20 protein-coding genes and 3 tRNA genes are annotated in these 23,762 nt (G+C 71.8%); 6 read left to right on the forward strand and 17 right to left on the reverse strand.

The window, feature by feature from the left end; genetic code table 11:
• Positions 1–9: 9 nt before the first annotated feature.
• From thrS to AOQ37_RS23970, 3 genes are all read right to left on the reverse strand, one after another.
• A complete protein-coding gene (thrS, locus tag AOQ37_RS23960) occupies positions 10–1,986 on the reverse strand; it encodes a threonine--tRNA ligase (protein WP_062646727.1) in 1,977 nt (658 codons plus the stop codon).
• 90 nt (positions 1,987–2,076) lie between these two features.
• Positions 2,077–3,303, reverse strand: a complete 1,227-nt coding sequence (locus tag AOQ37_RS23965) for a hypothetical protein (RefSeq protein ID WP_062646729.1) — start codon at positions 3,301–3,303, stop codon at positions 2,077–2,079.
• Positions 3,300–3,866 (reverse strand): DUF4365 domain-containing protein, encoded by a 567-nt coding sequence (locus AOQ37_RS23970; RefSeq protein WP_062646731.1) that lies wholly within the window; start codon positions 3,864–3,866, stop codon positions 3,300–3,302. Before AOQ37_RS23970 ends, AOQ37_RS23965 begins: the two co-directional genes overlap by 4 nt.
• Positions 3,867–4,034: 168 nt before the next feature.
• Here AOQ37_RS23970 and AOQ37_RS23975 point away from each other — a divergent pair, with 168 nt between their 5' ends.
• Complete coding sequence (locus tag AOQ37_RS23975; protein ID WP_062646733.1) at positions 4,035–4,760, forward strand: 3'-5' exonuclease; 726 nt, start codon at positions 4,035–4,037, stop codon at positions 4,758–4,760.
• Positions 4,761–4,875: 115 nt separating this feature from the next.
• On the opposite strand, the gene AOQ37_RS23980 is transcribed toward AOQ37_RS23975, so the two are convergent.
• Both AOQ37_RS23980 and AOQ37_RS23985 read right to left on the reverse strand, forming a co-directional pair.
• Positions 4,876–4,947, reverse strand: a tRNA-Val gene (locus tag AOQ37_RS23980).
• Positions 4,948–4,986: 39 nt separating this feature from the next.
• The gene (locus AOQ37_RS23985; RefSeq protein WP_062646734.1) at positions 4,987–5,433 is read right to left on the reverse strand and encodes an SRPBCC family protein; all 447 of its coding nucleotides are present in this window, start codon (positions 5,431–5,433) and stop codon (positions 4,987–4,989) included.
• Between the two features lie 102 nt (positions 5,434–5,535).
• Here AOQ37_RS23985 and AOQ37_RS23990 point away from each other — a divergent pair, with 102 nt between their 5' ends.
• A complete protein-coding gene (locus AOQ37_RS23990; RefSeq protein ID WP_234436990.1) occupies positions 5,536–7,941 on the forward strand; it encodes an SCO7613 C-terminal domain-containing membrane protein in 2,406 nt (801 codons plus the stop codon).
• 7 nt (positions 7,942–7,948) lie between these two features.
• On the opposite strand, the gene AOQ37_RS23995 is transcribed toward AOQ37_RS23990, so the two are convergent.
• The 7 genes from AOQ37_RS23995 to AOQ37_RS24025 all read right to left on the reverse strand — a co-directional run bounded on the left by AOQ37_RS23995 (position 7,949) and on the right by AOQ37_RS24025 (position 17,518).
• On the reverse strand, positions 7,949–10,684 hold the full coding sequence (locus AOQ37_RS23995; RefSeq protein ID WP_062646737.1) for an exo-rhamnogalacturonan lyase family protein: 2,736 nt from the start codon (positions 10,682–10,684) through the stop codon (positions 7,949–7,951).
• Between the two features lie 114 nt (positions 10,685–10,798).
• Positions 10,799–11,398: a hypothetical protein gene (locus AOQ37_RS24000; RefSeq protein ID WP_062646739.1), complete on the reverse strand. Its 600-nt coding sequence runs from the start codon at positions 11,396–11,398 to the stop codon at positions 10,799–10,801.
• 10 nt (positions 11,399–11,408) lie between these two features.
• Positions 11,409–12,284 (reverse strand): carbohydrate ABC transporter permease, encoded by an 876-nt coding sequence (locus AOQ37_RS24005; RefSeq protein ID WP_062646741.1) that lies wholly within the window; start codon positions 12,282–12,284, stop codon positions 11,409–11,411.
• Entirely contained in the window at positions 12,281–13,237 is a 957-nt protein-coding gene (locus tag AOQ37_RS24010) for a carbohydrate ABC transporter permease (RefSeq protein ID WP_062646743.1), read from the reverse strand. The genes AOQ37_RS24005 and AOQ37_RS24010 overlap by 4 nt, the downstream gene beginning before the upstream one ends.
• A gap of 14 nt (positions 13,238–13,251) precedes the next feature.
• Complete coding sequence (locus tag AOQ37_RS24015) at positions 13,252–14,541, reverse strand: ABC transporter substrate-binding protein (RefSeq protein WP_062646744.1); 1,290 nt, start codon at positions 14,539–14,541, stop codon at positions 13,252–13,254.
• 2,365 nt (positions 14,542–16,906) lie between these two features.
• Positions 16,907–16,978: transfer RNA gene (locus tag AOQ37_RS24020), tRNA-Val, on the reverse strand.
• A 78-nt stretch (positions 16,979–17,056) separates the two neighbouring features.
• Positions 17,057–17,518 carry a TIGR02611 family protein gene (locus tag AOQ37_RS24025; protein ID WP_062646746.1) on the reverse strand — a complete coding sequence of 154 codons (462 nt, stop codon included), beginning with the start codon at positions 17,516–17,518 and terminating at the stop codon, positions 17,057–17,059.
• 191 nt (positions 17,519–17,709) lie between these two features.
• Here AOQ37_RS24025 and AOQ37_RS24030 point away from each other — a divergent pair, with 191 nt between their 5' ends.
• Both AOQ37_RS24030 and AOQ37_RS24035 read left to right on the forward strand, forming a co-directional pair.
• Positions 17,710–18,123, forward strand: coding sequence for an SsgA family sporulation/cell division regulator (locus tag AOQ37_RS24030; protein ID WP_004002642.1), 414 nt, complete (start codon positions 17,710–17,712; stop codon positions 18,121–18,123).
• 275 nt (positions 18,124–18,398) lie between these two features.
• On the forward strand, positions 18,399–18,959 hold the full coding sequence (locus tag AOQ37_RS24035; RefSeq protein ID WP_062646748.1) for a CGNR zinc finger domain-containing protein: 561 nt from the start codon (positions 18,399–18,401) through the stop codon (positions 18,957–18,959).
• A 105-nt stretch (positions 18,960–19,064) separates the two neighbouring features.
• Here AOQ37_RS24035 and AOQ37_RS40895 read toward each other — a convergent pair whose 3' ends face one another.
• Positions 19,065–19,217 carry a hypothetical protein gene (locus AOQ37_RS40895; RefSeq protein ID WP_199825075.1) on the reverse strand — a complete coding sequence of 51 codons (153 nt, stop codon included), beginning with the start codon at positions 19,215–19,217 and terminating at the stop codon, positions 19,065–19,067.
• Between the two features lie 187 nt (positions 19,218–19,404).
• On the reverse strand, positions 19,405–19,851 hold the full coding sequence (locus tag AOQ37_RS24040; RefSeq protein ID WP_062646750.1) for a hypothetical protein: 447 nt from the start codon (positions 19,849–19,851) through the stop codon (positions 19,405–19,407).
• A 263-nt stretch (positions 19,852–20,114) separates the two neighbouring features.
• Between AOQ37_RS24040 and AOQ37_RS24045 the strand changes: the two genes are divergently transcribed.
• A complete protein-coding gene (locus AOQ37_RS24045; protein WP_062646752.1) occupies positions 20,115–20,666 on the forward strand; it encodes a DsbA family protein in 552 nt (183 codons plus the stop codon).
• A 22-nt stretch (positions 20,667–20,688) separates the two neighbouring features.
• Here the strand turns inward: AOQ37_RS24045 and AOQ37_RS24050 are convergent, their stop codons facing one another.
• The 3 genes from AOQ37_RS24050 to AOQ37_RS24060 all read right to left on the reverse strand — a co-directional run bounded on the left by AOQ37_RS24050 (position 20,689) and on the right by AOQ37_RS24060 (position 23,494).
• On the reverse strand, positions 20,689–21,513 hold the full coding sequence (locus AOQ37_RS24050) for a GNAT family N-acetyltransferase (RefSeq protein ID WP_199825076.1): 825 nt from the start codon (positions 21,511–21,513) through the stop codon (positions 20,689–20,691).
• Positions 21,514–21,623: 110 nt separating this feature from the next.
• Positions 21,624–22,445 carry an aminotransferase class IV gene (locus AOQ37_RS24055; protein ID WP_062646756.1) on the reverse strand — a complete coding sequence of 274 codons (822 nt, stop codon included), beginning with the start codon at positions 22,443–22,445 and terminating at the stop codon, positions 21,624–21,626.
• A 14-nt stretch (positions 22,446–22,459) separates the two neighbouring features.
• Positions 22,460–23,494: a chorismate-binding protein gene (locus tag AOQ37_RS24060; protein WP_062647215.1), complete on the reverse strand. Its 1,035-nt coding sequence runs from the start codon at positions 23,492–23,494 to the stop codon at positions 22,460–22,462.
• 189 nt (positions 23,495–23,683) lie between these two features.
• Between AOQ37_RS24060 and AOQ37_RS24065 the strand changes: the two genes are divergently transcribed.
• Positions 23,684–23,756: transfer RNA gene (locus AOQ37_RS24065), tRNA-Gly, on the forward strand.
• The last annotated feature ends 6 nt before the right edge of the window (positions 23,757–23,762 follow it).

The following is a 23,762-nucleotide window of genomic DNA, read 5'->3' on the forward strand; positions in this document are numbered from 1 at the left end:
ACGACAGGATCAGACCTGCGTCCGCTCCTCGACGACCTTCGCGATCTTCGCGATGGCCTCGTCGAACGGGATGCCGTTCTCCTGCGAGCCGTCGCGGTAGCGGAAGGAGACCGAACCGCCCGCCATGTCCTCGTCGCCCGCGATGACCATGAAGGGCACCTTCTGCTTCTGGGCGTTGCGGATCTTCTTCTGCATCCGGTCGGAGGACGAGTCCACCTCGACCCGCAGGCCCTGCTTCTTCGCGGCCGCGGCGAACTTCTCCAGGTACTCCACGTGTCCGTCACCGATCGGGATGCCGATCGCCTGGACCGGGGCCAGCCACGCCGGGAACGCGCCCGCGTAGTGCTCCAGGAGCACCGCGAAGAACCGCTCGATCGAGCCGAACAGGGCACGGTGGATCATCACCGGGCGCTGCTTGGCGCCGTCCGGCCCGGTGTACTCCAGGTCGAAGCGCTCCGGCAGGTTGAAGTCGAGCTGGATGGTCGACATCTGCCAGGTGCGGCCGATGGCGTCCTTCGTCTGGACGGAGATCTTGGGGCCGTAGAAGGCGGCGCCGCCCGGGTCGGGCACGAGCGGGAGGCCCTGCTTCTCGGCGACCTCGCGCAGCGTATCGGTCGCCTCCTCCCAGACCTCGTCGGAGCCGACGAACTTCTCCGGGTCCTTGGTGGAAAGCTCCAGGTAGAAGTCGTTCAGACCGTAGTCGCGCAGCAGGCCGAGGACGAAGGTGAGCGTCTTGTCGAGCTCCTCCGACATCTGCTCGCGGGTGCAGTAGATGTGCGCGTCGTCCTGGGTGAAGCCGCGCGCGCGGGTCAGTCCGTGCACCACGCCCGACTTCTCGTACCGGTACACGGTCCCGAACTCGAAGAGGCGCAGCGGCAGCTCACGGTAGGAGCGGCCGCGCGCGTCGAAGATCAGGTTGTGCATCGGGCAGTTCATGGGCTTGAGGTAGTAGTCCACGCCCTCGTCGAGCTGCATGGGCGGGTACATGCCGTCGGCGTACCAGTCCAGGTGGCCCGAGGTCTCGAAGAGCTTCCCCTTCGTCGCGTGCGGGGTGTAGACGAACTCGTAGCCCTCCTCCTCGTGGCGGCGGCGCGAGTAGTCCTCCATGACCCGGCGGATGATGCCGCCCTTGGGGTGGAAGACGGCGAGGCCGGAGCCGATCTGCTCCGGGATGGAGAAGAGGTCCAGCTCGCTGCCCAGCTTGCGGTGGTCGCGCTTCTCGGCCTCGGCGAGGAAGTCGAGGTGGGCCTTCAGCTCCTCCTTGGAGGGCCAGGCGGTGCCGTAGATGCGCTGGAGCATGGGGTTCTTCTCGCTGCCGCGCCAGTAGGCGGCCGCGTTGCGCATCAGCTTGAACGCCGGGATGTTGCGGGTGGTGGGCAGGTGGGGACCGCGGCAGAGGTCCTTCCAGCACAGGTCACCGGTCTTGGCGTCCAGGTTGTCGTAGATCGTCAGCTCGCCGCCGCCGACCTCGACGTCCGCGCCGTCGTCGGTGGAGGCCGAGCCCTTGATGCCGATGAGCTCGAGCTTGTACGGCTCGTCGGCGAGCTCCTCGCGGGCGGCCTCGTCGGTGACCACGCGACGGGAGAACCTCTGCCCCCGCTTCTGGATCTCCTGCATCTTCTTCTCGACGGCCTTGAGGTCCTCGGGCGTGAACGGCTTCTCGACGTCGAAGTCGTAGTAGAAGCCGTCCTTGACCGGCGGGCCGATGCCCAGCTTGGCCTCGGGGAAGAGCTCCTGCACGGCCTGCGCCATGACGTGCGCGGTGGAGTGGCGCAGGATGTTCAGGCCGTCCGGGGAGGAGATCTCGACGGCCTCGACCTCCTCGCCGTCGGTGAGCACGTACGACAGGTCCCTGAGCTCGCCGGCCACGCGCGCGGCGACGATCGAGCGCTCACCGGCGAAGAGCTCGGCGGCCGTGGTGCCCGTCGTCACCGTGCGCTCTTCCCGCTCGGAATCGCGATGGATGATCACACGGACGTCTGACACCGGTATCTCCTGACTGAAGGTGGGTGCGGCGCCATACGCCGGGCGCGCGCAAGAGGCGATCGTACCGACCCGCACCCGCCGACCGCGAAATCAGTCCCCCAGCTGTTCCCCTCCGCAGGCTTCCTCGAAGTAGTCCAGATTCTCCTGGAGCGACTTCATCAGCCGGTCCCGCTCCTCCTCGTCGACCTGCACGGGGACCACCCCGCAGGCCCCGGAGAGCCTGCGGAACCCGCCCCTGCTCTCCAGCCGGCCCTGCACCCGCACCGGCAGCCCGACCAGGTGGGCCTGCCCGGCGATGCGGTAGTCCTCCTCGTCGAGGGTGAGCCGTACGTGCGGGACCTCGGCGCCGGCCAGCACGCGCAGCCGTACGCCGCCCTCGCCGCGCGGCCCCGACCTGCGCATCCGGACGACCGTGCCGGTGATCCGCACGGGCACGGAGGGTTCGGCGCGCAGATAGCGGGCGCCCGCCTCGCGCAGCACCGACAGGTCGCCGGGCGAGAACTCGACCGGCTCACCGCCCGCGGCACACGTCTCGGGGACTCCCGCGGCCGGCGCCCACTCGACGGCGATCCGGGCGCCCTCGGTGCCCCGGACGAGGTTGATCAACGCCTCGGTGAGCTCGCGGCTGGCACCGGCCTCCACGGCGCCGTCGAAGGCGTCCATGCCTCCGGTGGCCCGCTGGTAGTCGATGGCCTCACGCACCGCGTACAGGGCCTGGTGGAGGCGCACGGCGAGGGGGCGGGCGCCGGTCACGGGGACGAAGGCCGTCAGCCGGCGCCCACCGGCCGCGGAGCCGACGAGGACGCTCTCCAGCGCCGCGAAGGCCGCGCGGCGGTGCCGGGCGCCGTAGTAGCCGGCACGCGCGCGCGTGGCGAGCGCTCCGGCCAGCAGCATCTGCCGGGCGGCGGCCCGCAGCTGTTCCTCGACGGGCCAGGACGCGGCGCCGGCGGGCCCGGCGGGCGTGTCCCGCCACCAGCGGATCTCGTCGCTCGGGACGGCCAGCCCGACCAGCACCTCACGCGCGGCGGGCATACCGCTGCGGGCCAGCGCGAGCAGCGCCTCGCCGAGCAGGTCGTCGCTGTCGGGAAAGGCGCGGCTCTCCGGCACGAGCAGGCTGGTCCCGCCGCCGCCGGGCCCGGGCGGGGTCCAGCGGCCGTAGCGGCCGGCCGCTCCGCCGCGCCGCTGCCAGCCGTGCCGGCGCAGCAGGGCGCCGAGGACGGCCGGGTCGACCTCGCCGGGCTCGGGCGACCGGTTCCAGAGCGCCTCGGGGTGCGGCCGGACGGGCCGCAGCGGTTCGTCGAGGGGGCGGTGGGTCATGGTCTGCCTCCCGTCCCGGCCCGCGTCATGATCTCGCACAGCGCCCGGTCGTCGAAGATGCGTGTGGTCGGTATCCGCACGGTGGTCCGGGTCCGGCCGGTGATCGGATGGCCGGCGAGATTGACCCAGTAGCAGCAGTGCCGCAGTTCGAGGCAGTCGTGGCCGGCCCGCAGCCACTCGTCCTGGGACCGCGGGACGAGCATCACGACGAGGATCTTGTGCACCGACACCGGGGTGCGGGCGAGCTTGCGCAGGTGGTCGTTGTCGAGCGTGAAGGAGAAGAAGCGGCCCGGCGGGTGGGGCCGGATCTGGTAGGTCGCCTTGAGCTGCACCTTGATGGTCACCTCGTCGTCGACGGTGTGCCCGGGCGCGCTGTGGCTGACGTGCCAGTCGATGCCGTTGTCCGGGAACGGCTGGGACAGCGAGCAGCCCGCCGCCGCCGCGACGGCGTGCAGATAGCCCACCTGGAGTGTCTCCATGCAGGCGGTGGTGGCGAGCGTGCCGCGATGAAGGCCCTCGCGTTCGGGCAGCAGCCCGCCCCGCTCGGGCTGCGCTATCGCCATGACCAACAGCCTTCCACGCAAAGCCAGTCCCCGTGACGAGCCGCTGAACTGCGATGACCCGTACTCGTGTTGTGTCCTTCCGGCGTACGGCGCAAACAGCCCGGGTATCACCAAACAGGCAGAAGACGGGGCGTCAGCTGCCGTGGGTGAACGAGGGGTTGTGTGGGTATGACGTACTGGTACGAGGGGCCTCTGGCCGCCTTTGACACGGAGACGACGGGCGTCGACGTGGAGACCGACCGGATCGTGTCGGCCGCCCTAGTCGTCCAGGACGCGCCGGGGGTCCGGCCCAGGGTGAGCCGCTGGCTGGTGAACCCGGGCGTGCCGGTGCCGGCCGGGGCGACGCAGGTGCACGGACTGACGGACGAACACCTCCAGCGCAACGGCCGCTGGCCGTCACCGGTGATGTTCGAGATAGCCGAGCTGCTGGCCGAACAGGCCGCCGCCGGGCGCCCGTTGGTGGTGATGAACGCACCGTTCGACCTGACGCTGCTCGACCGTGAGCTGCGCAGGCACCGCGCCTCCGCGCTGGGCAACTGGGTGGACGCGGCACCGCTGCGGGTGCTGGACCCGCGGGTCCTCGACAAGCATCTGGACCGCTACCGCAAGGGCCGGCGCACCCTCACCGACCTGTGCGCGCACTACGGCGTGACGCTGGCCGACGCGCACGACGCGGCGGCGGACGCGCTGGCCGCGCTGGAGGTCGTCCGGGCGCTGGGCCGTCGGTTCGCGGCCCGGCTGGAACGCCTGTCCCCCGCCGAACTGCACGCGCTCCAGACGACCTGGCACGCGGCTCAGGCACGCGGACTCCAGGCGTGGTTCGCGCGCAGCGGCACGCCGGAGACGGTCGACACCTCCTGGCCCCTGCGCCCGGAGCTGCCGGCGGCGGCCTAGGCCGGGGCGTCTGGGCATCTGAGCGCTGACGCGTCCGTGCGCCGGAACGCCTCGACGTCTGAGCGCCGGACGCACGAAAAAGCCGGTCCGCGTGGTGCGGACCGGCCTTTCCCGGTGGGCGATACTGGGTTCGAACCAGTGACCTCTTCGGTGTGAACGAAGCGCTCTCCCACTGAGCTAATCGCCCGGGAACGCACCGAACAATACAGGTCTTCGCGGGCTTCGTTCAAACCGCTTCCAGGTACGCGGCAAGGCCGCGCCGTCCGGCCCGCATCATCAGCCGGTGGTTGAGCCGGAACACCGGCCGGCCGGGGACGGCCAACCGCCGCAGCAGCGGCTTGTCGACGCGGACGACCTGGTCGTAGCGGGCGAGGGAGCCGGATCCGTCGGCGGTGACCGTCCAGCGCGCCCAGCCGTCGATGTCGCCCGTCATCGCGATCTCCAGGACCCCGGCGGCCGCGTCGCGCCGCACCTCACGCGCGGTGAAGGTCAGGTCGTACGGGAGGAAGGACCGGACGCGGATGACGCCGGTCGCGTCGTCGACCTGGTTCACCTCGCGGACCTGGCGCCACCAGCGCGGGTAGTCCTCGGCCCGCTCCAGCGCGTCGTACACGCGGGCGGGCGGCGCGGGCAGGGCCCACAGGCTGCGGAAGCGGTACCGGGTCCAGTCCATGGACCGAGTGTGCCCGCGTGAGGGAGGGCCCGACGGCATTTGAGTACGTTCTGAGTATGCGCGCTCATGCCCGGGGGGCGTGACGCGGACCACACTCCGACCATGACGTACTTTCCGCCCCCGGCCGAGGAACTGCGCTTCCTCGACGGCGAACTACGGCAACTGGACGCCCGACGGGCCCAGTTGCTGGCCCGCCGCGCCTGGCTGATCACCGTGCTCCAGCAGGCGGCCCCGGTGGCCCCGGCGGCTCCGCCGGTGTGGCCGGACCGGCCACAGCACTCCGGCCCTTCTCCCCGCCCCGAGGCCACCGCCCCGGGCGTGCAGAACGTGCTCCTGTTGCTCGGCGGTGTCCTGCTCACCATCGCGGCGATGGTGTTCACACTGGTCAGCTGGGGACACCTGGGGATCACCGGCCGTTCCCTGGTACTGGGCGCGGTCACGCTGGCGGTGCTCGGCGCGCCCGTGGCACTGCTGCGGCGGGGGCTGCGCTCGACCGCCGAGTCGGTGGCGGGCCTCGGCCTCGCGCTGACGGTGCTGGACGCCCACGCCCTGCGCGAGGTCGTCTTCACGGGGGCGGACGGCACGACGTACGCGGCGGCGGCGTCGACGGCCCTGGCGGCGCTCTGGGCGGCGTACGGCACCGCGCTCGCCGCACTGCCGGGCCCGGCCGCGCTGCGCCTGCCGCACCCCGCGGCGCTGGTGGTCGCCCAACTCCCCCTGCTCCTCTGGACGGTCGCGTTCGGCGGCGGGCCGCTCGCGGTCACGGCCGCGCTGCTGCTGACGGCGGCGCTCGACGCGGTGGCCGCGCTCCGGGTGTCCACGCGGCCGCTCCGTCCGGTCGCCGCGGTGTGCGCCTTCGGCACGGGCGGCTCGGGGGTCCTGGCGGCCGGGCTGCTCTGTCTGGGAGCGACCGGTCCGAGCGCCGCCGCCCGTGCGGCGGCGCTCCTCCTCCTGGCGGCGGCGATCGCCCTCGGGGTGGCCCGGTCCGCGCCCCGGGCGGGGCTCGCGTCGGGGATGGCCACCGCGACGGCGGCGACCGGTGCCCTGTGCGCGGTGATCGGAGTGGGTGGCGTTCTGCGGGTGTCGGTGCCCGGTGACTGGGTGGTACCGGCCTGGCTGGCCTGCGGGATCGCTCTGTCGGCCGCCGCGCGGGGTCCGGTGGCGGTGCGACGGGGGGTCGCCCTGGCGTCCGGTGTGGTCCAGGCGGGCGCGGTGCTGTGGTCGGTGCCGGCCGTGGGCGTCACGCTGCTGGGGCCGGCGGCGTGGCTGCGCCACCCCTGGTCCGGGGCCCCGGCCGACGCCCGGGCCGCGGTGACGGCCGACGCCTTCTGGCCGCCGTACGCCGTCACGGTGCCGCTGGTCTTCGTCGCGGTCGCCGTGGTGCTGGCCGTGCTCGTCCGCGACCAGGAGTGGCGCCCGCGGGCGCTGACCGCCGCGCTGACGCTGACCTGGGCCGGCGTGCTCGTCACCCCCACGGCGCTGGAACTCCCCTACGCCGTCGGTCTGCTGCTCCAGGGGCTCACCGTGCCGGCGCTGCTGACGCCCGCGCTGCGGGGGGCGACGGCACGGACGGCCACCGGGCTCGCCGTGCTGACCTCCCTCGTCCTCGCCTTCTCGTCCCTGGCCGCCGAGTCGGCGACCCTCACCGTTCTCGCGGCGCTGACCGTCGTGTTCGCGGTGGCCGCGTGGCGCGGCCGACAGGCGCCGGTGGCCGCGGCGGCCGCGCTGGGCTGGGCCACGGCCCTGGCCTGCGCCGTGGGCGCGTCCGCCGGCTGGCGGCCGGAGACCGCCGCGCTGCTGGTGCTCGTCGTCCCGGTGACAGCCGCCCTGCTCGCGGCGCGGCTGGACGACTCCGTGACGACGGTGACGGTCGAGGTCACGGGGGCCTTCGCCGGGCTCGTCGCCATCGCTCTCGCGGTGACCGACCCGCCCCTGCTGGCCCTCGTGCTGTCCCTGTGCGGGGTGATCGTGGCCGGCACGGCGGTGCGTCCGGACCGCCGTGACCTCGGTTACGCGGCCGTCGCGCTCTTCGTGCTGGCCGCGTGGGTCCGGCTGGCGGCCTGGCGGGTGGGGCTCCCCGAGGCCTACACGCTGCCGGTCACGGTCCCGGCGCTGTTCGTCGGAGCCCTGCGCAGGCGCAGCGACCCGGCCGCGTCGTCCTGGACGGCGTACGGTCCCGGTCTCGCCGTGACGCTCCTGCCGAGCCTCGCCGCGGCCTGGAGCGACCCGGAGTGGACCCGTCCGCTGCTGCTGGGCGCGGCCGCGCTGCTGCTCACCCTGCTGGGCGCCCGGCACCGGCTGCGGGCGCCGCTGGTGCTGGGCGGCTCGGTGCTCACCCTGGTCACGCTGCACGAGCTGGCCCCGTATCTGGTCCAGGTGACCGACGCGCTCCCGCGCTGGGTGCCTCCCGCCCTCGCCGGGCTGCTGCTGCTCGCACTCGGTGCGACGTACGAGCAGCGGCTGCGCGATGTCCGGCGGGTGCGGGAGGTCCTCGGGAGGATGAACTAGCCGCGCGCTACGGCATCTTGTCGCCGAGCAGGGCCAGGTTCTCGATGGCGGCGAGGCCGTAGAGGGCGGTGTCGTTGGTGGACACCCAGGCGGCCTCGCTGCCCGCGACCAGGGTGGCGGGGCCGCTCAACGGCTCCGTCTTCCACGGCGCGGACTCCAGGTAGCCGTCGGAGTTGTAGAACTTCGTCCACGCCCGCTTCGCGAGCGTCTCGTCCCCGGTCTGGACGGCGGCGTACGCGTCGAGGCGCGAGTGGCCCTGGAAGAGCAGCAGGGTGCCGAAGTTGCTGCCGTAGCGCGCCGCCTGTTCCGCCTTCGTGGCGTTGAAGTAGCGGCAGTAGTCGAGGTACGCCTCCTTGAACTTCGGGACGTCGACGAGGTGGATGAGTTCGGCGCACAGTTCGTTGAGGCCGAAGACGGCGGACAGGTGCGAGACGCCGACGACCGGGGTGGTGGCCACCGCGAACTTCCCGGTGTCGAGGTCGTACAGGCCGCTGCCCTGCACGAACCCGTTGGGCTGGGCGCCGATGGTCTCCATGGTGGACAGGACGCGGGCCTTCGCCTTCTCCCACTTCGGGCCCTTGCGTTCCCACTCGGTCAGCCACGCGGACACCAGGCCGCTCCAGTCGGTGCCGAAGCCGATCGACAGGGCGTGCCGGTCGGGCGTGTACGGCTCGGTGCGGATCTTGCGCAGCGGGTCCAGGGCGAGGAACGTCTCGTCGGAGTCGACGTTGGCGTGCATGAGGTCGCCGACGCGTTCGTCGGCGGTGAGGAAGTAGTAGTAGCGGCGGTAGGTGGTGTTGGCGATGCGCTGCTGTTTGGCGCTGTCGGCGTAGTGCTGCACGCCGTGGCGGGTGCCCAGGCCCGCCCACTGACCGAGGTGGTAGACGTCGACCTCACCGGTGTGCCGGGTCATCGCCTCGGCGAAGCGGAAGATGTCGGCCCGTCCGCTGCGCAGGTAGGCGAACCAGAGCCAGAGGTCGGGCGACAGCTCGGAGTTGTCCCAGGCGTAGCCGCCGATGTCGTACCGCCACTGGTGCCTGACGGTGTCGTAGGTGTGCATGATGTCGCCGTAGTCCCAGAAGCCGTACCAACGGCGCTGCTCCACCTGGTCCTTGTAGTAGGTGAAGAGAAAGTCGAGGTGGTCCTCGATCTTCGCCTTGGCGGGCGTCGAGCGGTCCGGCTCGGCGTACAGGCCGGGGCCGAACACCTTGGCCTTGATGAGCTGCTGGGGCGGCGCGGCGAGCTGGGGCAGCACCCGCACGGCCTCGACCTGTTCGGCGAGCTTCTCCGGGGTGGGCGTCGACTCGTTGGCCCAGAAGAGGAGTTCGGAGGTACGGGCGATGCCGTAGGGGGTGCCGAAGCCGGGCTCGTAGTCCTCGTAGGTGATGTTGAGGCCCTCGAGCTGCTCGGGGAAGGTGTCCTGGCCCATGCCGTCGTGGTAGAAGCGCAGGTCCATGGGCTGAGCCTCGGGTGACCAGAGCCAGAGGGTGACCTCGGCCTCGTCGGTGTGCGCGTCGCGGATGTCGAGCTGGGCGGGGTGCTTCTCCCAGAAGTCCCTGAGGCCGAAGGAGAATCCGCCGCTCGCGCCGCCGACGTAACCGAAGCCGGAGGCCCGCTTGCCGCCGCCGGCGCCGATCCAGCCGTAGCCCTTCTTGGTGCGCTTGCGGAGCGCGAAGCCGTCCGCCGAGAGCTGGGAGAGGGTGTAGTCGCCCCATTCGGGGATGTACTGGAGGCGGGTGGTGACCCGCTGGTCCCAGGTGGCGGGGTCGGGGAGCTTCTGGCCCGCGTACTGGGCGGCCTGCACCGCCGCGCCGGGGTCGCGGCGCAGACCGGTGATGCCCTTGACCGCCTCGCGGAGCAGACCGGTGCCCTCGCCGCCGATGCGGATGTGGCGGTCGTAGGACTCGTCGCGCATCGGGACGGTGAAGCGGACGCCCAGCCCGCGGATGAAGTCGCCGCTCGCCTTACCGGGCTCCTGCTTCCCGTCGTAGGTGATGGTGTGCACCATGCGGAAGGAGTCGGCGCCCGCGTAGAAGTACAGGCGGAGGGAGAACGGGAGCCAGCTGCGGCTGCCCTTGCGGTGTCTGCCGTCGATACGGACGACCGCGCGGACCGGGCCGGTCTGCTCGACGGTGACGGCGTCGATGGCGCCCTCGAAGCGCTCGGTCCTGACGGTGCCCTGGTCCTCGTCCTCGATCTCGGGCTGCCGGATCAGGACCAGCCTGCCGTTCTTGGCGATCTCGGTGGAGCCGCGGGTGACGGACTTGACGATCGTGGCACCCGACTTGGCGATCCTCGCGGTGATGACACCCGTCGACACGTCGATGGTGCCGCCGCTCTTGTCGACGGTGACCTTCTTCGCGGGGGCGGCCGGGGCACCGGGCGCGAGGGTGAGCTTGCCGGAGCCCGAACCGACGGCGTGGGCCGTCCATTTCAGCGATCCGTCCGGCCAGTAGGCGAGCGGCCAGGACTGTACGGGGACGTCCTTGCCGTCGGCGTCCGTCAGCGCGAAGGTCTGGTCCTCCTGGAAGGTGCCCATGGGCCAGGGCACACCGAGCGTGGAACCGGGGGCGGCGCCGAGGCCGCCGTCCTCCAGCCAGTCCAGGGTCACGGGATCGGCGTCGGCCGCGGCGGCTCTCGGCTCGGCCTGGGCGTCCTTGGCGCCCAGCGCCCAGCTGAACTGGGCGGCGGCTCCGGCGACGGCCGCCGCCTTGAGGAGGGACCTGCGGGGGATGGGAGACATGGGATGCAGCCTTTCCTTTCCGTGCGGGTGCGGGGGTGGTCAGGGGCATGGTCAGGGGCATGACAGAAAGAGACGCGGCGCCCGGGGCGCCGGCCTGCTGCGGGGGCGCGGCCGTCAGCGGCGCCGGTACCGCTCCTCGACGGCGACGGCCGCCGCCGCGACGGCTCCGAGGACGGGGACCGCCAGCGGAGCGACGATCCAGGCGGACAGGGCGACGACGGCCAGCCCGCAGACGACCAGGAAGGACCCGGCGGGATCGAGCACGGTCCGCCGCCCGGCCGACGCGAGCAGCGCCCGCCAGGGACGGCCCGGGGTCCAGACGGCCGCCGCCCGCAGCAGGGCCACGGCGAGCCCGATCAGCGCGAGGACACCGACGGACCCGACGAGCGGCCCGCCGGGAATCCCGGCCCGCGCGGCCAGGACGTCCACCCATACCGCGACGGCGACCGCCCACCCGGCGAGCCCGACGGCCCACCCGCCGCGCAGGGCGGCCCGGAAGTCCGCGACGAACGTCCGCAGGCCGCCGACCTCGTGGCGGGTACGGCGCCGCAGATGCCGGGCGCCGGCGGCAAAGGCCGCGGGGTAGGTGACGACCCCGAGACAGGCCACGGCGATCCATGTCCCGGTGAGCAGGCATTCGGCGAAGACCGCGAAACGCTCGCCGAACACGGACTCCCTGCGCGCGGAGCGGGCCTTCACCCGTGCCAGTGCCATGGTGGCCTCCTCAGCCCTTCAGTCCGGAGGTCGCCATGCCGTCGATCAAGTAGCGCTGGAAGGCCATGAAGAAGGCGATGACCGGAACCAGTGCCACCAGTGACATCGCGATCATGCTGCCGTAGTTGGAGATGCCCTCCTGGTCGCGGAACATCATCAGGCCGAGCGAAACGGTGTACTTGGAAGGGGTGTTGAGGTAGATCAACGGCCCCATGAAGTCGTTCCACGCGTTGATGAACGTGAAGATGGCGCTGGTGATGATGGCGGGGCGGCTCAGCGGCAGCACGATGGACCAGTAGGTCCTCAGGTGCCCGCAGCCGTCGAGCTTGGCCGCCTCGTCCAGCTCGCGCGGCAGCCCGCGCATGAACTGCACCATCAGGAAGACGAAGAACGCCTCCGTGGCCAGGAACTTGCCCGCGACGAGCGGCACGAGCGTGTCGATGTAGCCGAGGTTGCGGAACAGCACGTACTGCGGGATGAGCAGCACGTGGTACGGCAGCAGCAGGGTGCCGATCATCAGGGTGAAGAGCAGGTTGCGCCCGGCGAACCGGATCTTGGCGAAGGCGTACGCCGTCAGCGAGCTGGAGAGCACCACCCCGGCCACGGCCAGGCCCGCGTACATCAGCGAGTTGGTGAAGAAGCTGGTGATGGAGATGCCGGAGATGCCGTCGGCGAGCCCGGAGAAGTTCGCCCAGACCGGCTCGGTGGGCAGCAGGTCGAGGCTGGCGATGATGTCCTTGCTCGGCTTGAACGACGCGCCGAGCACCCAGATCACCGGGTAGAGGACGACCGCGAGCACGAGGATCGCGCCCAGGTGCCAGGCGAGGGATCCGACGCGCCGGCGTTCACCGGCGGAGCGTACGGCGGGACGGGTGGCGGTGCTCACTTGGCGGCCTCCTCGTAGTGCACCCACTTCTTCTGCGACCAGAACAGGACCGCCGTGACGAGCGCCACCGCGACCACCAGGGTCCAGGCCATCGCGGAGGCGAAGCCCATCTGGGCCTCCTTGAAGCCCTTCTGGTACAGGTAACAGGTGTAGACGAGGGTGGCGTCGGCCGGTCCGCACCGGGTGTCGGAGACGACATAGGCGGAGCCGAACACCTGGAACGCGTGGATGGACTCCAGCAGCACGTTGAAGAACAGCACCGGGGAAATCATCGGCAGGGTGATGTTCCAGAACCGCCGCAAGGGGCCGGCGCCGTCCATCTCGGCGGCCTCGTACAGCTCCTGCGGCACCTGCTTGAGCCCCGCGAGGAAGATGACCATCGGGGCACCGAACTGCCAGATGCTCAGCGCCACCAGGGAGTACAGGACATAGTCCGGGTTGCCGATCCAGCCGCCGACATCGAGCCCGAAGATCTTCTGCGTACGGTCCACGACGGCGTCGTCGGAGAACAGCGCCCGCCACACGAAGCCCACGGAGACGCTCGCGCCGATGAGCGAGGGCATGTAGAACGCGGCCCGGTACAGGGCCTGTCCGCGCCGCCTCTGCGCGAGCAGCAGCGCCACGCCGAGCGCGAGGAGCAGCTTCAGCGGTGTCGCCACGACGACGTACTTCAGCGTGACCTCGACCGACTTCTGCCAGCGCGGGTCCTGGAACATCGTCGTGAAGTTGTCCAGCCCCACCCACCGGGGCGGCGTGAACAGGTTGTAGCTGGTGAACGCGTAGTAGAGCGACGCGATCATCGGCCCCGCCGTGAGCAGCAGGAAACCCGCGATCCACGGCGACATGAAGAGATAGCCGGCGAGGTTCTCGCGGCGCCGCCCGCGCCGCCCGGCGGCAGGAGCGGCGGACCGCTTCTTCGCCGGGCGCGCGGGCGCTTCCTTGACGAGCGTCATGGTGGTACGTCCCCTCAGCCCGCGAACGCGGCCTTGGCCTCGCTGAACAGTGCCTTCGCCGCGTCGGCCGGCTTGGTCTTGCCCTGGGCGACCTCACCGCCGATCCGCAGGAAGGCCGCCTCGATGACGTCCGCGCCGGACGGGTGCGGGGTGATCTTCCCTAGGACGTCGGCCTTGGCGACCTCGTCCTCGTAGGCCGCGACGCCCTTGTTGTTGGGGTCGGTCGGCTGGAAGGCTGCGTACTGCTCGGAGGTGGCGAGGATGCCGCGGTCGTAGCCCATGATCTTGCCGACCTCGGGGTCGTGGACCATGAAGTCGATGAACTGGGCCGCTTCCTTCGGGTGCTTCGTCCCGGAGAAGGCGCTCAGCATCAGCGAACCGAGGTACTGGCCGGTGTCCTTGCCGTCGGTGGTGGGGATCGGCGCGAGGCCGTAGTCCGACTCGCCCTCGCCCTGGTAGCGGATGGAGAAGTTGTCCCAGGTGAACTCGGACGCGGCGAGGCCCGCCGAGAGGCCCGACTTCGGCTTGACCTGCTCGATCTTCTTCGGGTCGGCGACCAGCCCCGACTTCACGCGCTTGTAGCCGTCCGCCCACCACTGCGTCACATCGTCCTCGGTGAAGCCGAGATCGCTGTCGGTGAAGAAGGCCTTGCCGTTCTGACGCAGGTACAGGTCGTACAGGTACATGATGCTGAAGTAGCCGGTGTCACCGGCGATCTTCAGCTTGTCCTGGATCGTCTGGAGCGCGTCGAAGTACTCGTCCCAGGTCCAGCCGAACTTCGCCTCGACGCCCGCCTTCTGAAAGGCCTTGAGGTCGATCACGAGCGCCATGGTGTTGGCGCCGACGGGTATGCCGATCTGCTTTCCGTCGACCTGACCGTTCGCCAGAACCCCGTTGCGGAAGTTCTCCAGGCTCAGGTTCCCCGCGTCCGCCTGCGACTTGAGATCCATCAGAACGCCGCGCTTGTCGTACTTGCGCAGAAAGCCGACCGCATTCTGGAAAACGTCCGGCGGATTTCCACCGGAGGCCTGGGTCTGGAACTTCTCCCAGAACGCCTCGTAGTCGGTGAATTCGGGCTTGATCTTGATCTTCGGGTACTTCTTCTCGAAGAGCGCGATCGTCTTCTTGATGGCGATGGTGCGCGGCTCGCCACCCCACCACGCGTAACGGATCGTGACCGTCCCGTCCGCCGACGTACCGCTGTCTCCCCCGCACCCGGTGGTCGCGGCCAGGCCCAGTGTGGCCGCCGTCGCCCCCGCGGCCTTCAGGATCGTTCGCCTCTCAACATTCCTGCTGGTTCCCACAGTCGGGCCCTCCCCGCAGCGTCGTTGCCGCTTGCATGAATCGTTTCAAGAAAGCGCTTGCTGGCACAAGGTACGAGGGGGTTGAGAGAGCGTCAATGATTCGGACAGGAATTTCTTGCGCGCGGAATCGGCGGCGAAGTGTGCCCGCGTGGGTGACGCGGACCCATTGACGCGGCGAACTCGCAGGTGAGAGAGCTCTGTTCGAATTGCCGAACCGCTGACTGGCCGTCGGACGATCGCGCGCGGGGCTGAAATCCGGCTGTGGAGGAGGGGCGGCGGAGGTACGGGGTGTGGGGCGGCGGGAGGGCGTGTGGGGGCGGGAGGGTGTGTGGGGGCGGGAGGGAGGGTGTTCATGGCCGGGCTGGAGGGTGTTCATGGCCGGGGGGGGGAGGGAGCGTGAGGGCGAGGGCGAGAAGGGAGTGGGGATGGGACATGCGAGGCGTGGGGACACGCGGGGCGTCGGGACATGCGGAGCAAGAGGGCGAGGGGACACGCGGGGGCGAGGGGGGTCGGGTGGCGGTGTGCGGTGACGTGGGGCGACGGGCGGGGACGCTGCGGCCCGAGCGGCGAGGGGGTGGCCCGGGGCAGGGTTCGCAGGCGGAGTCACCGCGCTGCCGAATCTGGGGCCGAAGGAAGGGCCTGGCCTTGCCCGAGAGGCCGGGAGAACCGGGCGTGACAGTAGAGACGACGCCGCGGACGGGCCTCACGCCGGGCAGCGGGGCGGTCAGACCTGCCGGGCCTCTGACGCGACACAGTCAGGCCTGACGGACCCCCGGAACGACACAGCCAGGCCTGACGGGCCTCCGGAACGACACAGCCTGACGGACCTCGGACACGACACGGCAAGACCTGACGGCCTCCGGAGCGACACAGCTGAGCTTCAAGGGCCATGGAGGCGGCGCAGGGGAGTTTGGAGGGCCGTGGAGACGGCGCAGTCGGGCTTGCAGGGGCCGTGGTGGAGGGGGCTTTGGAGGGCCGCGGGGGCGGCACAGCCGTGCTCTCAGGGCGGTCGGAGGTGGGACCGCCGGGCCCGCGCTCGGAGAGGTCGAGGCGCCCGCCCTTCGCGGCAGGAGGGAGGAGCAGGGCCCACCCCGGAGGGCGGGAGGTGCGGCACAGCTGACCCCGGCCCCGAGGGGCTGCGCGGCAGGAGGGGCGACACCGCCCAGCCCGTAAGGCGGGAGTGCGGCACAGCCCACCCGGCCCGCGAGGGTCGGACAGGCCTGCGGCAGAAGGGACCACACGTCGGACCGGGCCGAGAGACAACGCACCGGGCCGGGGTGGGCGAGGCGGACGGCACAGCCGGACTCGCGTGACCTGCTGGAAGGCCGGCCAGCACGTCAGGAGACGCGGCACAGCCATGCCCGGATGGGCCACAGGGGCGGCGCGGCTGGTGATCCGCCCCGGAGGGCGGGAAAAGCCCGCGGCGGGAGGGGCGGCGCAGCCGGGCTCGGGGGCACCAAAGAAGCGGCACAGCCGGGCTCAGCGGTACCGAGGTATCGGCGCAGCACGCCAGGCCCCGGACCGGAAGCCGGACCAGGCCGGAAGGAACGGCGCAGCCGGGCAGAACAGGAGAGCGGCGCGCCATGTTCCGGGCCCAAGAGACGGACCAGCCCGGGAGGGGGCCGCGTAGCCCCGCTGAGACGACAAAGCAGCAGGCCAGCACTCTGGCCGGAAGCCGGACCAGCCCGCGACAGGCGGCGTAGGCGCGCCGTGGGCGAGAGGAGCGGCACGCCGGCCAGGACCCGGGCCGAAAGGCTGGAAACCCGCCTCGCCGCAGGAGACGGGGCGCGGCCTGGCCCGGACGGTGCAGCGCGGCTGGACGCGACTCGAGGGATGGCAGGCCGGCGACCGGGGACGTGATGGGTCGAGCTTGTGGGTCAGACGGGGGCGGGGCAACTCGGGACGGCGGCGAAAGGGCTCCGGCGATGGGGGGCGACCCAGGACGGCGGGTCGGGGCTCCGACGATGTGGAATCGGGCCACCCGGTCCGAGACGGCGGGCGGAAGGGCTCCGGCGGGGCGGGACAGCGGGCGGAACGCTCCGGCTTGCGGGGCGGGGCCACCCGGGGGCCGGTCGGAGGGGCTTGGGCGGTGCGGGGCGGGCGGCTCGGGACCGCGGGTGGAAAGACGTCGGCGGGGCGGGACAGCGGGCGGAACGCTCCGCGGCTATGCGGGGCGGGCTACCCGGGGGCCGGTCGGAGGGGCTCCGGCGATGCGGGGCCGGGCGGCCCGGGACCGCGGGTGGAAGGGCTCCGGCGGGGGCGGGGCGCCCCGGGACGGCGGGCGGGAGGGCTTCCGTGTGGGGCCGTCGGTGGGGGAAACGGCGTCGGCCCGGCTGCGTTCTCGCAGACGGGCCGACGTTCCGGGTGGGCGATACTGGGTTCGAACCAGTGACCTCTTCGGTGTGAACGAAGCGCTCTCCCACTGAGCTAATCGCCCGGACGCAGGAAGAACATTACCCCATGTCAGCGGGTGACTGTGACCAGGGCGGGCGCGCGTTCGGGCCTGACCGGCGGCTCACTGGTCCTTGATCTTCCAGGGCATCTCGAAGCCGAACTTCCACAGGTAGACGCCCGTCAGCACGGCGATGATCACGAGGCCGATCGCGGTGAGGGTGATGTTGCGGCGGCGGACCTTCGGGTCGAGCGCGCGCTGGGCCGCCTCGGTGACCTTGCGCTTGGTCCAGCGGAGCACCAACTGGGCCCAGACGAACTCGGTGGCCCAGATCGCCATGCCGCCGAAGATCACCACCCAGCCGGGACCGGGCAGCGGCAGCATGACGATGCCGGCGCCCACCACGGCGAGGCCGATCACGAAGACCCCGACCTGCCAGCTCAGATGCAGCATGCGGCGCGCCTTGACGAATTCGGGCGCCCTGGAGCCGAGCCCCTCGCCCTGCGGCTCCCCCGCCGCTCCGTCCGGCTTCGACCCGTCCACCGTCACGATCGCCTCGCCCGGCTCGTCACTCCCCGTGTTCATACAGCCTGACCTTACCCGAGAGAATCCGGCCACCGGAATGGTGGTACTGGGCGAACGCACTGTCGGCCGGAAGAGTTACGTAAAGGCACGCAAAACACTCAGAGGGGTTTACAACGGCACCGTAGGTGGCATGTCGATTTCGCCGACGTGCGAATCCCCGAGCGCACACTGAGCGAAAGGCCCTGGCGCTTATGAACACCACGGTCAGCTGCGAGCTGCACCTGCGCCTCGTTGTGTCGAGCGAGTCATCCCTGCCTGTCCCCGCAGGCCTGCGGTACGACACGGCCGACCCCTACGCCGTGCACGCCACCTTCCACACCGGTGCCGAGGAGACCGTCGAGTGGGTGTTCGCCCGCGACCTGCTCGCCGAGGGCCTGCACCGGCCCACGGGCACCGGCGACGTCCGAGTCTGGCCGTCGCGCAGTCACGGTCAGGGCGTCGTCTGCATCGCCCTGAGCTCTCCCGAGGGCGAAGCCCTGCTGGAGGCCCCTGCGCGGGCCCTGGAGTCCTTCCTGAAGCGGACGGACGCCGCCGTGCCTCCCGGCACGGAACACCGGCACTTCGATCTCGACCAAGAGCTCTCGCACATCCTGGCGGAGAGCTAGGGCGAGGCTCACACCGAGCTGCCCGGCGCCGTCCACTCGGGGAGACGGCTCGGGCCAGGACAACCGAATAGGGCATGCGCCGACGCCGTGCCACGGGTCTCCCGTGGGGCGGCGTCGGCGTGCGCGCGGCGCCCGCGGGCGGCGCTCCCCCGGCCTCCCGGCGCCGCACGCCCGGGGATCCGGTGCACGAGTGCCCGTTGCTCGACGGCCCGGGGCGGCTACCATCGGCCAGCATCGGCGGGCGCTCGCCCGACCCCCAGGCCAGGGAGCGAAATGTGCTGATCACCCACGACACCCGGTGTGCGCTCGATGCCGTGGTGGAACTGGTGAACACCGCACCGGAGGACGACACGGCTCCGGACGCGCTGCCGGATGTCGCCGCGCTCGCGGATTTCGTACGAAAGCACGAGATCAGCGATGTCGGCGTGCTGTCCGAGTTCGACCTGTCCGCGGTGCACAGGATCCGTGGGCGGTTCGCCCGGATCTTCGCGGCGCCGGACCCGCGGACGGCCGCGGGGCTGATCAACGAGCTGGTCGCCGCCGCGGGCACCACGCCGCGTCTCACGGACCACGACGGCTACGACTGGCATGTGCACTATTTCGCGCCCGGTGCCTCCGTCGCCGACCATCTGGCGGCCGACTGCGGGATGGCCCTGGCGTTCTTCGTGGTGGCCGGCGAGGAGGAGCGGCTGCGGCGCTGCGAGGCACCGGACTGCCGGCGCGCCTTCGTCGACCTCTCCCGCAACCGGTCCCGCCGGTACTGCGACAGCCGCACCTGCGGCAACCGTCTGCACGTGGCCGCCTACCGGGCGCGCCGCAAAGAGGCGGCGGGCTGAGCCCTGAGCGTCACGCGGAGTCGCTCCGGTGGTGCCGGCCGCCCGTCGACGTCATGCGATGCCGACGCGGCCCCGGCGGGTGGCGCCGGGGACCGCGGTTACGGCTCAGAGCAGCAGCAGATCATGCAGCGAAGCCATGAGCAGCAGACACCCGATCACCGCAAGAAAGATCATCAGCGGTGGCTGGGAAAGGGCGAAAAGGCACCCGCGCGGCTCGTCCTGCTTCGGCGCGGCGTCGCTCTGTGTCGTGTCCAGCATCTCGCGGGCGATGATGACGCAGCTGACGCCCCTCGCGCGATCGGGCGCCCGGATTGAGCGGGAGTGCGCCGGATTCCGTGACGTCGCTGTCAGGCCGTGATCACTTGCGCGCGCGGGCAGGCCGACTGTGTCGTTTCCCCCCCCGAGCGTGGCCGCCCCGCCGCACCGCGGATTCAGCGGCCCTGGTTCATATGCCGTGCTTCTTGAGGATCGCCTCGATGTCGCTGAAGTCGTCGGAGCCGCCGGTCGCCCGGGGTGCGGCAGCGGGACGGGAGGCCGGGCGGGACGCCTGGCCCAGGGAGGGCGCGGAGGCGGCGGGGGCCACCGCCCCGGCCTGCGAGGATCGGGCCGCCGCCCTGCGCTCCTTGCGGGTGCCGCCGCGGCGGCGCTCCACGGCCCGGGTGGTGGCGAACAGCGCCCAGGCCCCGCCGAGCACGGCGAAGCCCGCCCAGGCCGTCGGGCTGAAGGCGGTGTCGGCGGCCCACTCGACGACGCCGGTCATCACGAGGCCCAGCGGCACCAGGGCGTAGGCGGCGATGCGGGCGGCCGCCAGGAAGCGCTTGCGGTAGGCGGTGACCGCCGCGATGCCCAGGCCGGCCGCGGCGACGGCGGAACAGACGGTCTCGGCAATCATCCGGTCCTCCAGGCGTGGGCTCATTCGGGCAGGGGTCCGACCGACTCGGCATCGCGGCTCGCGAGCCCGTGCCTCGTCCCCTCCATCCTGCACCTGCGCACCGCTCACGGGCCATGCTCCGGGCGGACATCAGGGACATCTCCGGGTCGGCTCCTCCGCAGGTGCCGCACGAGGTCGGCCCTCCGGGACGGCCCGGGTCTCCGTGCCCGGGCCGCCGGTGGTCCGGATTGGGGCGGCCGGGCCCGGGCTGGAAGACTGGGGTCATGAACGACTCGTCCCCGACCTCCGCCTCCGCCGCCCCGGGCGCGGCGGCCGCCCGTCCCGCCGTCGTCCTCGACGTCTGGTGCGAGCTCCAGTGCCCGGACTGCCGTAGTGCCCTCGATGATCTGCGCGCCCTGCGCGAGCGGTACGGCGACCGGCTGGAGCTGCGGCTGCGGCACTTCCCGCTGGAGAAGCACCAACACGCCTTCGCCGCCGCGCAGGCCGCCGAGGAAGCCCTGGAGCAGGGCCGGGGATGGCCGTACATCGAGGCCGTGCTGGGCCGCGTCGAGGAGCTGGGCCGTAGGGGGGAACCCCTCCTGGTCGAGATCGCCGGTGAACTCGGTCTCGACGCCGAGGAGTTCGACACCGCCCTGATCGACGGCCGGCACATCCTGATCGTGGACGCCGACCAGGCCGAGGGCAAGGCGATCGGCGTCACCGGCACCCCCACGTACGTCATCGGCGGCGAACGCCTCGACGGCGGCAAGAGCCAGGAGGGGCTGCGCGGGCGTATCGAGGAGATCGCCGACCGGCTGCTGGCCGAGCAGGCCTGAGGCGGGCTCCGCACGGGCCGGTTCAGAGCAGGTCCTTGTACATGGAGTACCCCACGGGCAGATAGCCGAGCGACTCGTAGAGCCGCTCGGCCGGGGTGTTGCCGGCGAAGACGTTGAGGCCGAGAACGCGCTTGCCCGCGGCGATCGTCTGGGCCTCGGCCAGCAGCATCAGGGACCGCCCGTGGCCCCGGCCGCGGAAGGCCTCGTCGGTCTCCACGTCGTACACGAACCCCTTGTCGCCGACGAACGCCACCCAGAGCGTGCCGACCCGGGTGCCCTCGTGTTCGAGGACGCTGAACACCATGTCCGCCGTCGCCCTGCCCTGCGGCAGCAGTCGTGCGTGGTCCTGCCGCGACCTGGCCGCCGCCTCGTCCGCGGGCACTCCGCGTTCCGCCCAGTCCTGGGCGTAGGCGGCGACGCCGCGCTCGGACCAGGGCGGGAACTCGGCCTCGGTCATGGGCCTGCCCCTGCTGCCCTCGGGCAGCATGGGAGCCGTGGCGCCCAGGGGTTTCTCCATGCCGCGGTTGCGGTGGACGTAGCCGAGCGCCACCGCCATCCGCAGCGCGTTCCCCGCGTCGGCGGGCACCCTGAGCTCGATGCGCCGGCAGCCCCAGCCCCGGGCGACCTCCTCGGCGGCCAGCGCGGCCACCGTGCCGCGCCCGCGCCCGCGGTCCGGCTCCTCGATGCGCAGGTCGGTGATCTGGGCGACGCGAGGGCCGAAGACGGGGGACGTCGAGAGGTGGACCGCTCCGACGGGGCGACTGTTCACACACACCTGGTAGTGGCGTGACAGTGCTCCGTCGGCGGCGTGCTGAAGCGGCTCGGTCGGCCGCAGGGTCGTGGTCATCAGGGGCTTTTCTACCCACCCCGGCGAGCGACGTCAGCCTGTTTTCCCGGACCTCGCGGTTCCGGGCCGGGACGTCACGGGTGTGGTGGCGGGGTTCACGGGTCCGGGGTTCACGGGTCGAGGTCGTCGGCCGCGCGCTCGGCGAAGATCCGCATCGCCTTGGCGGTCACCGGGCCCGGTGCGCCCGGCAGTTCGCGGTCGTCGACCCGGTGGACGGCCTGGACGTCGCGCAGGGTGGAGGTGAGGAAGACCTCCTCGGCCCGCTCCAGCACGTCGAGCGGCAGGTCGGTCTCCTTGGCACCGGTCCACTCGACGGTCAGCTCGCGGGTGATGCCCGCGAGGCAGCCGGAGGCGAGCGGCGGGGTGTGGATCTCGCCGTCCAGGACGACGAACACGTTGGACCCGGTGCCCTCGCAGAGCCGGCCGACCGTGTTGGCGAACAGCGCCTCGCTGGCCCCGTCTTGGTGGGCGCGGGCCAGGGCGACGACGTTCTCGGCGTACGAGGTCGTCTTGAGGCCGGTGAGCGCGCCGCGTTCGTTGCGGGTCCAGGGGACCGTGACGACGGCCGTGGAGTCCGCGCGCCGGGTGGTCTCCCCGAGGGCGACGACGAGGGTCGGGCCGTGTTCGCCGCGGTCGGAGCCGAGCGGGCCGTGGCCGCCGGTGTAGGTGATGCGCAGCCGGCCGAGGGGCATCGGGTTGGCCTCGATGACGGCGGCGCAGGCGCGGCGGACCTCGTCGTGGTCGGGGTCCGGCAGGCCGAGACCGCGCGCGGAGCGGGTCAGCCGGTCGAGATGGCGGGTCAGGGCGAACGTCACGCCGTCCACCGCCTTCACCGTCTCGAAGATGCCGTCGCCCACGGTCAGTCCGTGATCGAAGACGGAGACGCGGGCGGACTCGGTGTCACGCAGTCCGCCGTCGAGCCAGATCTTCACGTCAGTCCCTCTCCCTAGACCTCGTACGTCCCCGACGCTATCGCGAGCAGCCGGGAAGCCTTCAGCTCGGTCTCCTCCCACTCGGCGTCGGGGTCCGAGCCCCAGGTGATGCCGGCGCCGGTTCCGAAGCGCAGCACGGCCGCTCCCCCGGGTGCGCGCTCGATCCAGAAGGTGCGGATCCCGACGGCCAGCTCGCCGGTCCCCCGGTCGGCGTCGACCCAGCCGATGCCGCCGCAGTACGGACCGCGCGGCGCCGTCTCCAGCGCGTCGATGATCCGCAGGGCGCTGGACTTGGGGGCGCCGGTGACCGAGCCGGGCGGGAAGGCGGAGTCGAGCAGCTCGGGCCAGCCGGCGCCGTCGCGCAGTTCGCCGCGGACCGTGGAGACGAGGTGGACCAGCCCCGGGTGCTTCTCGACGGCGCACAGGTCGGGGACGGTCACGCTGCCGGTGGCGCAGACCTGCCCGAGGTCGTTTCGGACGAGGTCCACGATCATCACGTTCTCGGCGTAGTCCTTCTCCAGGAGGTCCGCCTCGGTCCGTCCGGTGCCCTTGATGGGCCCTGACTCGACGACCCGGCCGTCGCGGCGCAGGAACAGCTCGGGCGACGCGGTGGCCGTCTCGATGCCGTGCGCCGGGAGACGAATCGTTCCTGCGTACGGCGCCGGATTGCCCCGGGCCAGCAGGGCGGTCAGCGCGTCGACATCGGCGTCGGGGGCGACCGGCGCGGTCAGGACACGGCACAGATTGGCCTGGTACACCCGGCCGGCGGCGATGTGGTCCCGGATGCGCCGCACGCCGGCCGTGTACGCGGCGCGGTCGAGGGACGACGTCCAGTCACCGGCGGACGGTCCCCGCCACGCCCCGGGCACGGGAGCGGGCACCGGTTCCTCGCGTACGTCGGCGAAGCGCGCGCAGACCGGTCGGCCCTCGAAGTCGGCGCAGACGGCCCAGAAACCCGCGGAGTCCAGCGCCGCGGGATCGCTGGTCACATCGAGGAGGCCGGAGGCGACGCGGGTGCCGAAACGGGCGAGAGGTGGGAGGTCGAGCACGTGGTCGAGTGTATGGCGGGTCACTCGAGAGGTGGTCCGGGCATGTCCCTCATGTCCCGGCCGGTGGCCCTGACCAGGTCCGCGAGCGGACACAGCGCAGCACGCTGCACAAACGCGTTTTTGTGCTGGCCCGGGAATCCGCTAGAGTTCAACACGTCGCCGGGACGCGAGAGCCGACCGAAACGACATGCGGACGTAGCTCAGTTGGTAGAGCGCAACCTTGCCAAGGTTGAGGTCGCCAGTTCGAACCTGGTCGTCCGCTCGCAGA

The organism is Streptomyces maremycinicus, assembly GCF_001184025.1.
GTDB classification, from domain to species: Bacteria; Actinomycetota; Actinomycetes; order Streptomycetales; family Streptomycetaceae; genus Streptomyces; species Streptomyces maremycinicus.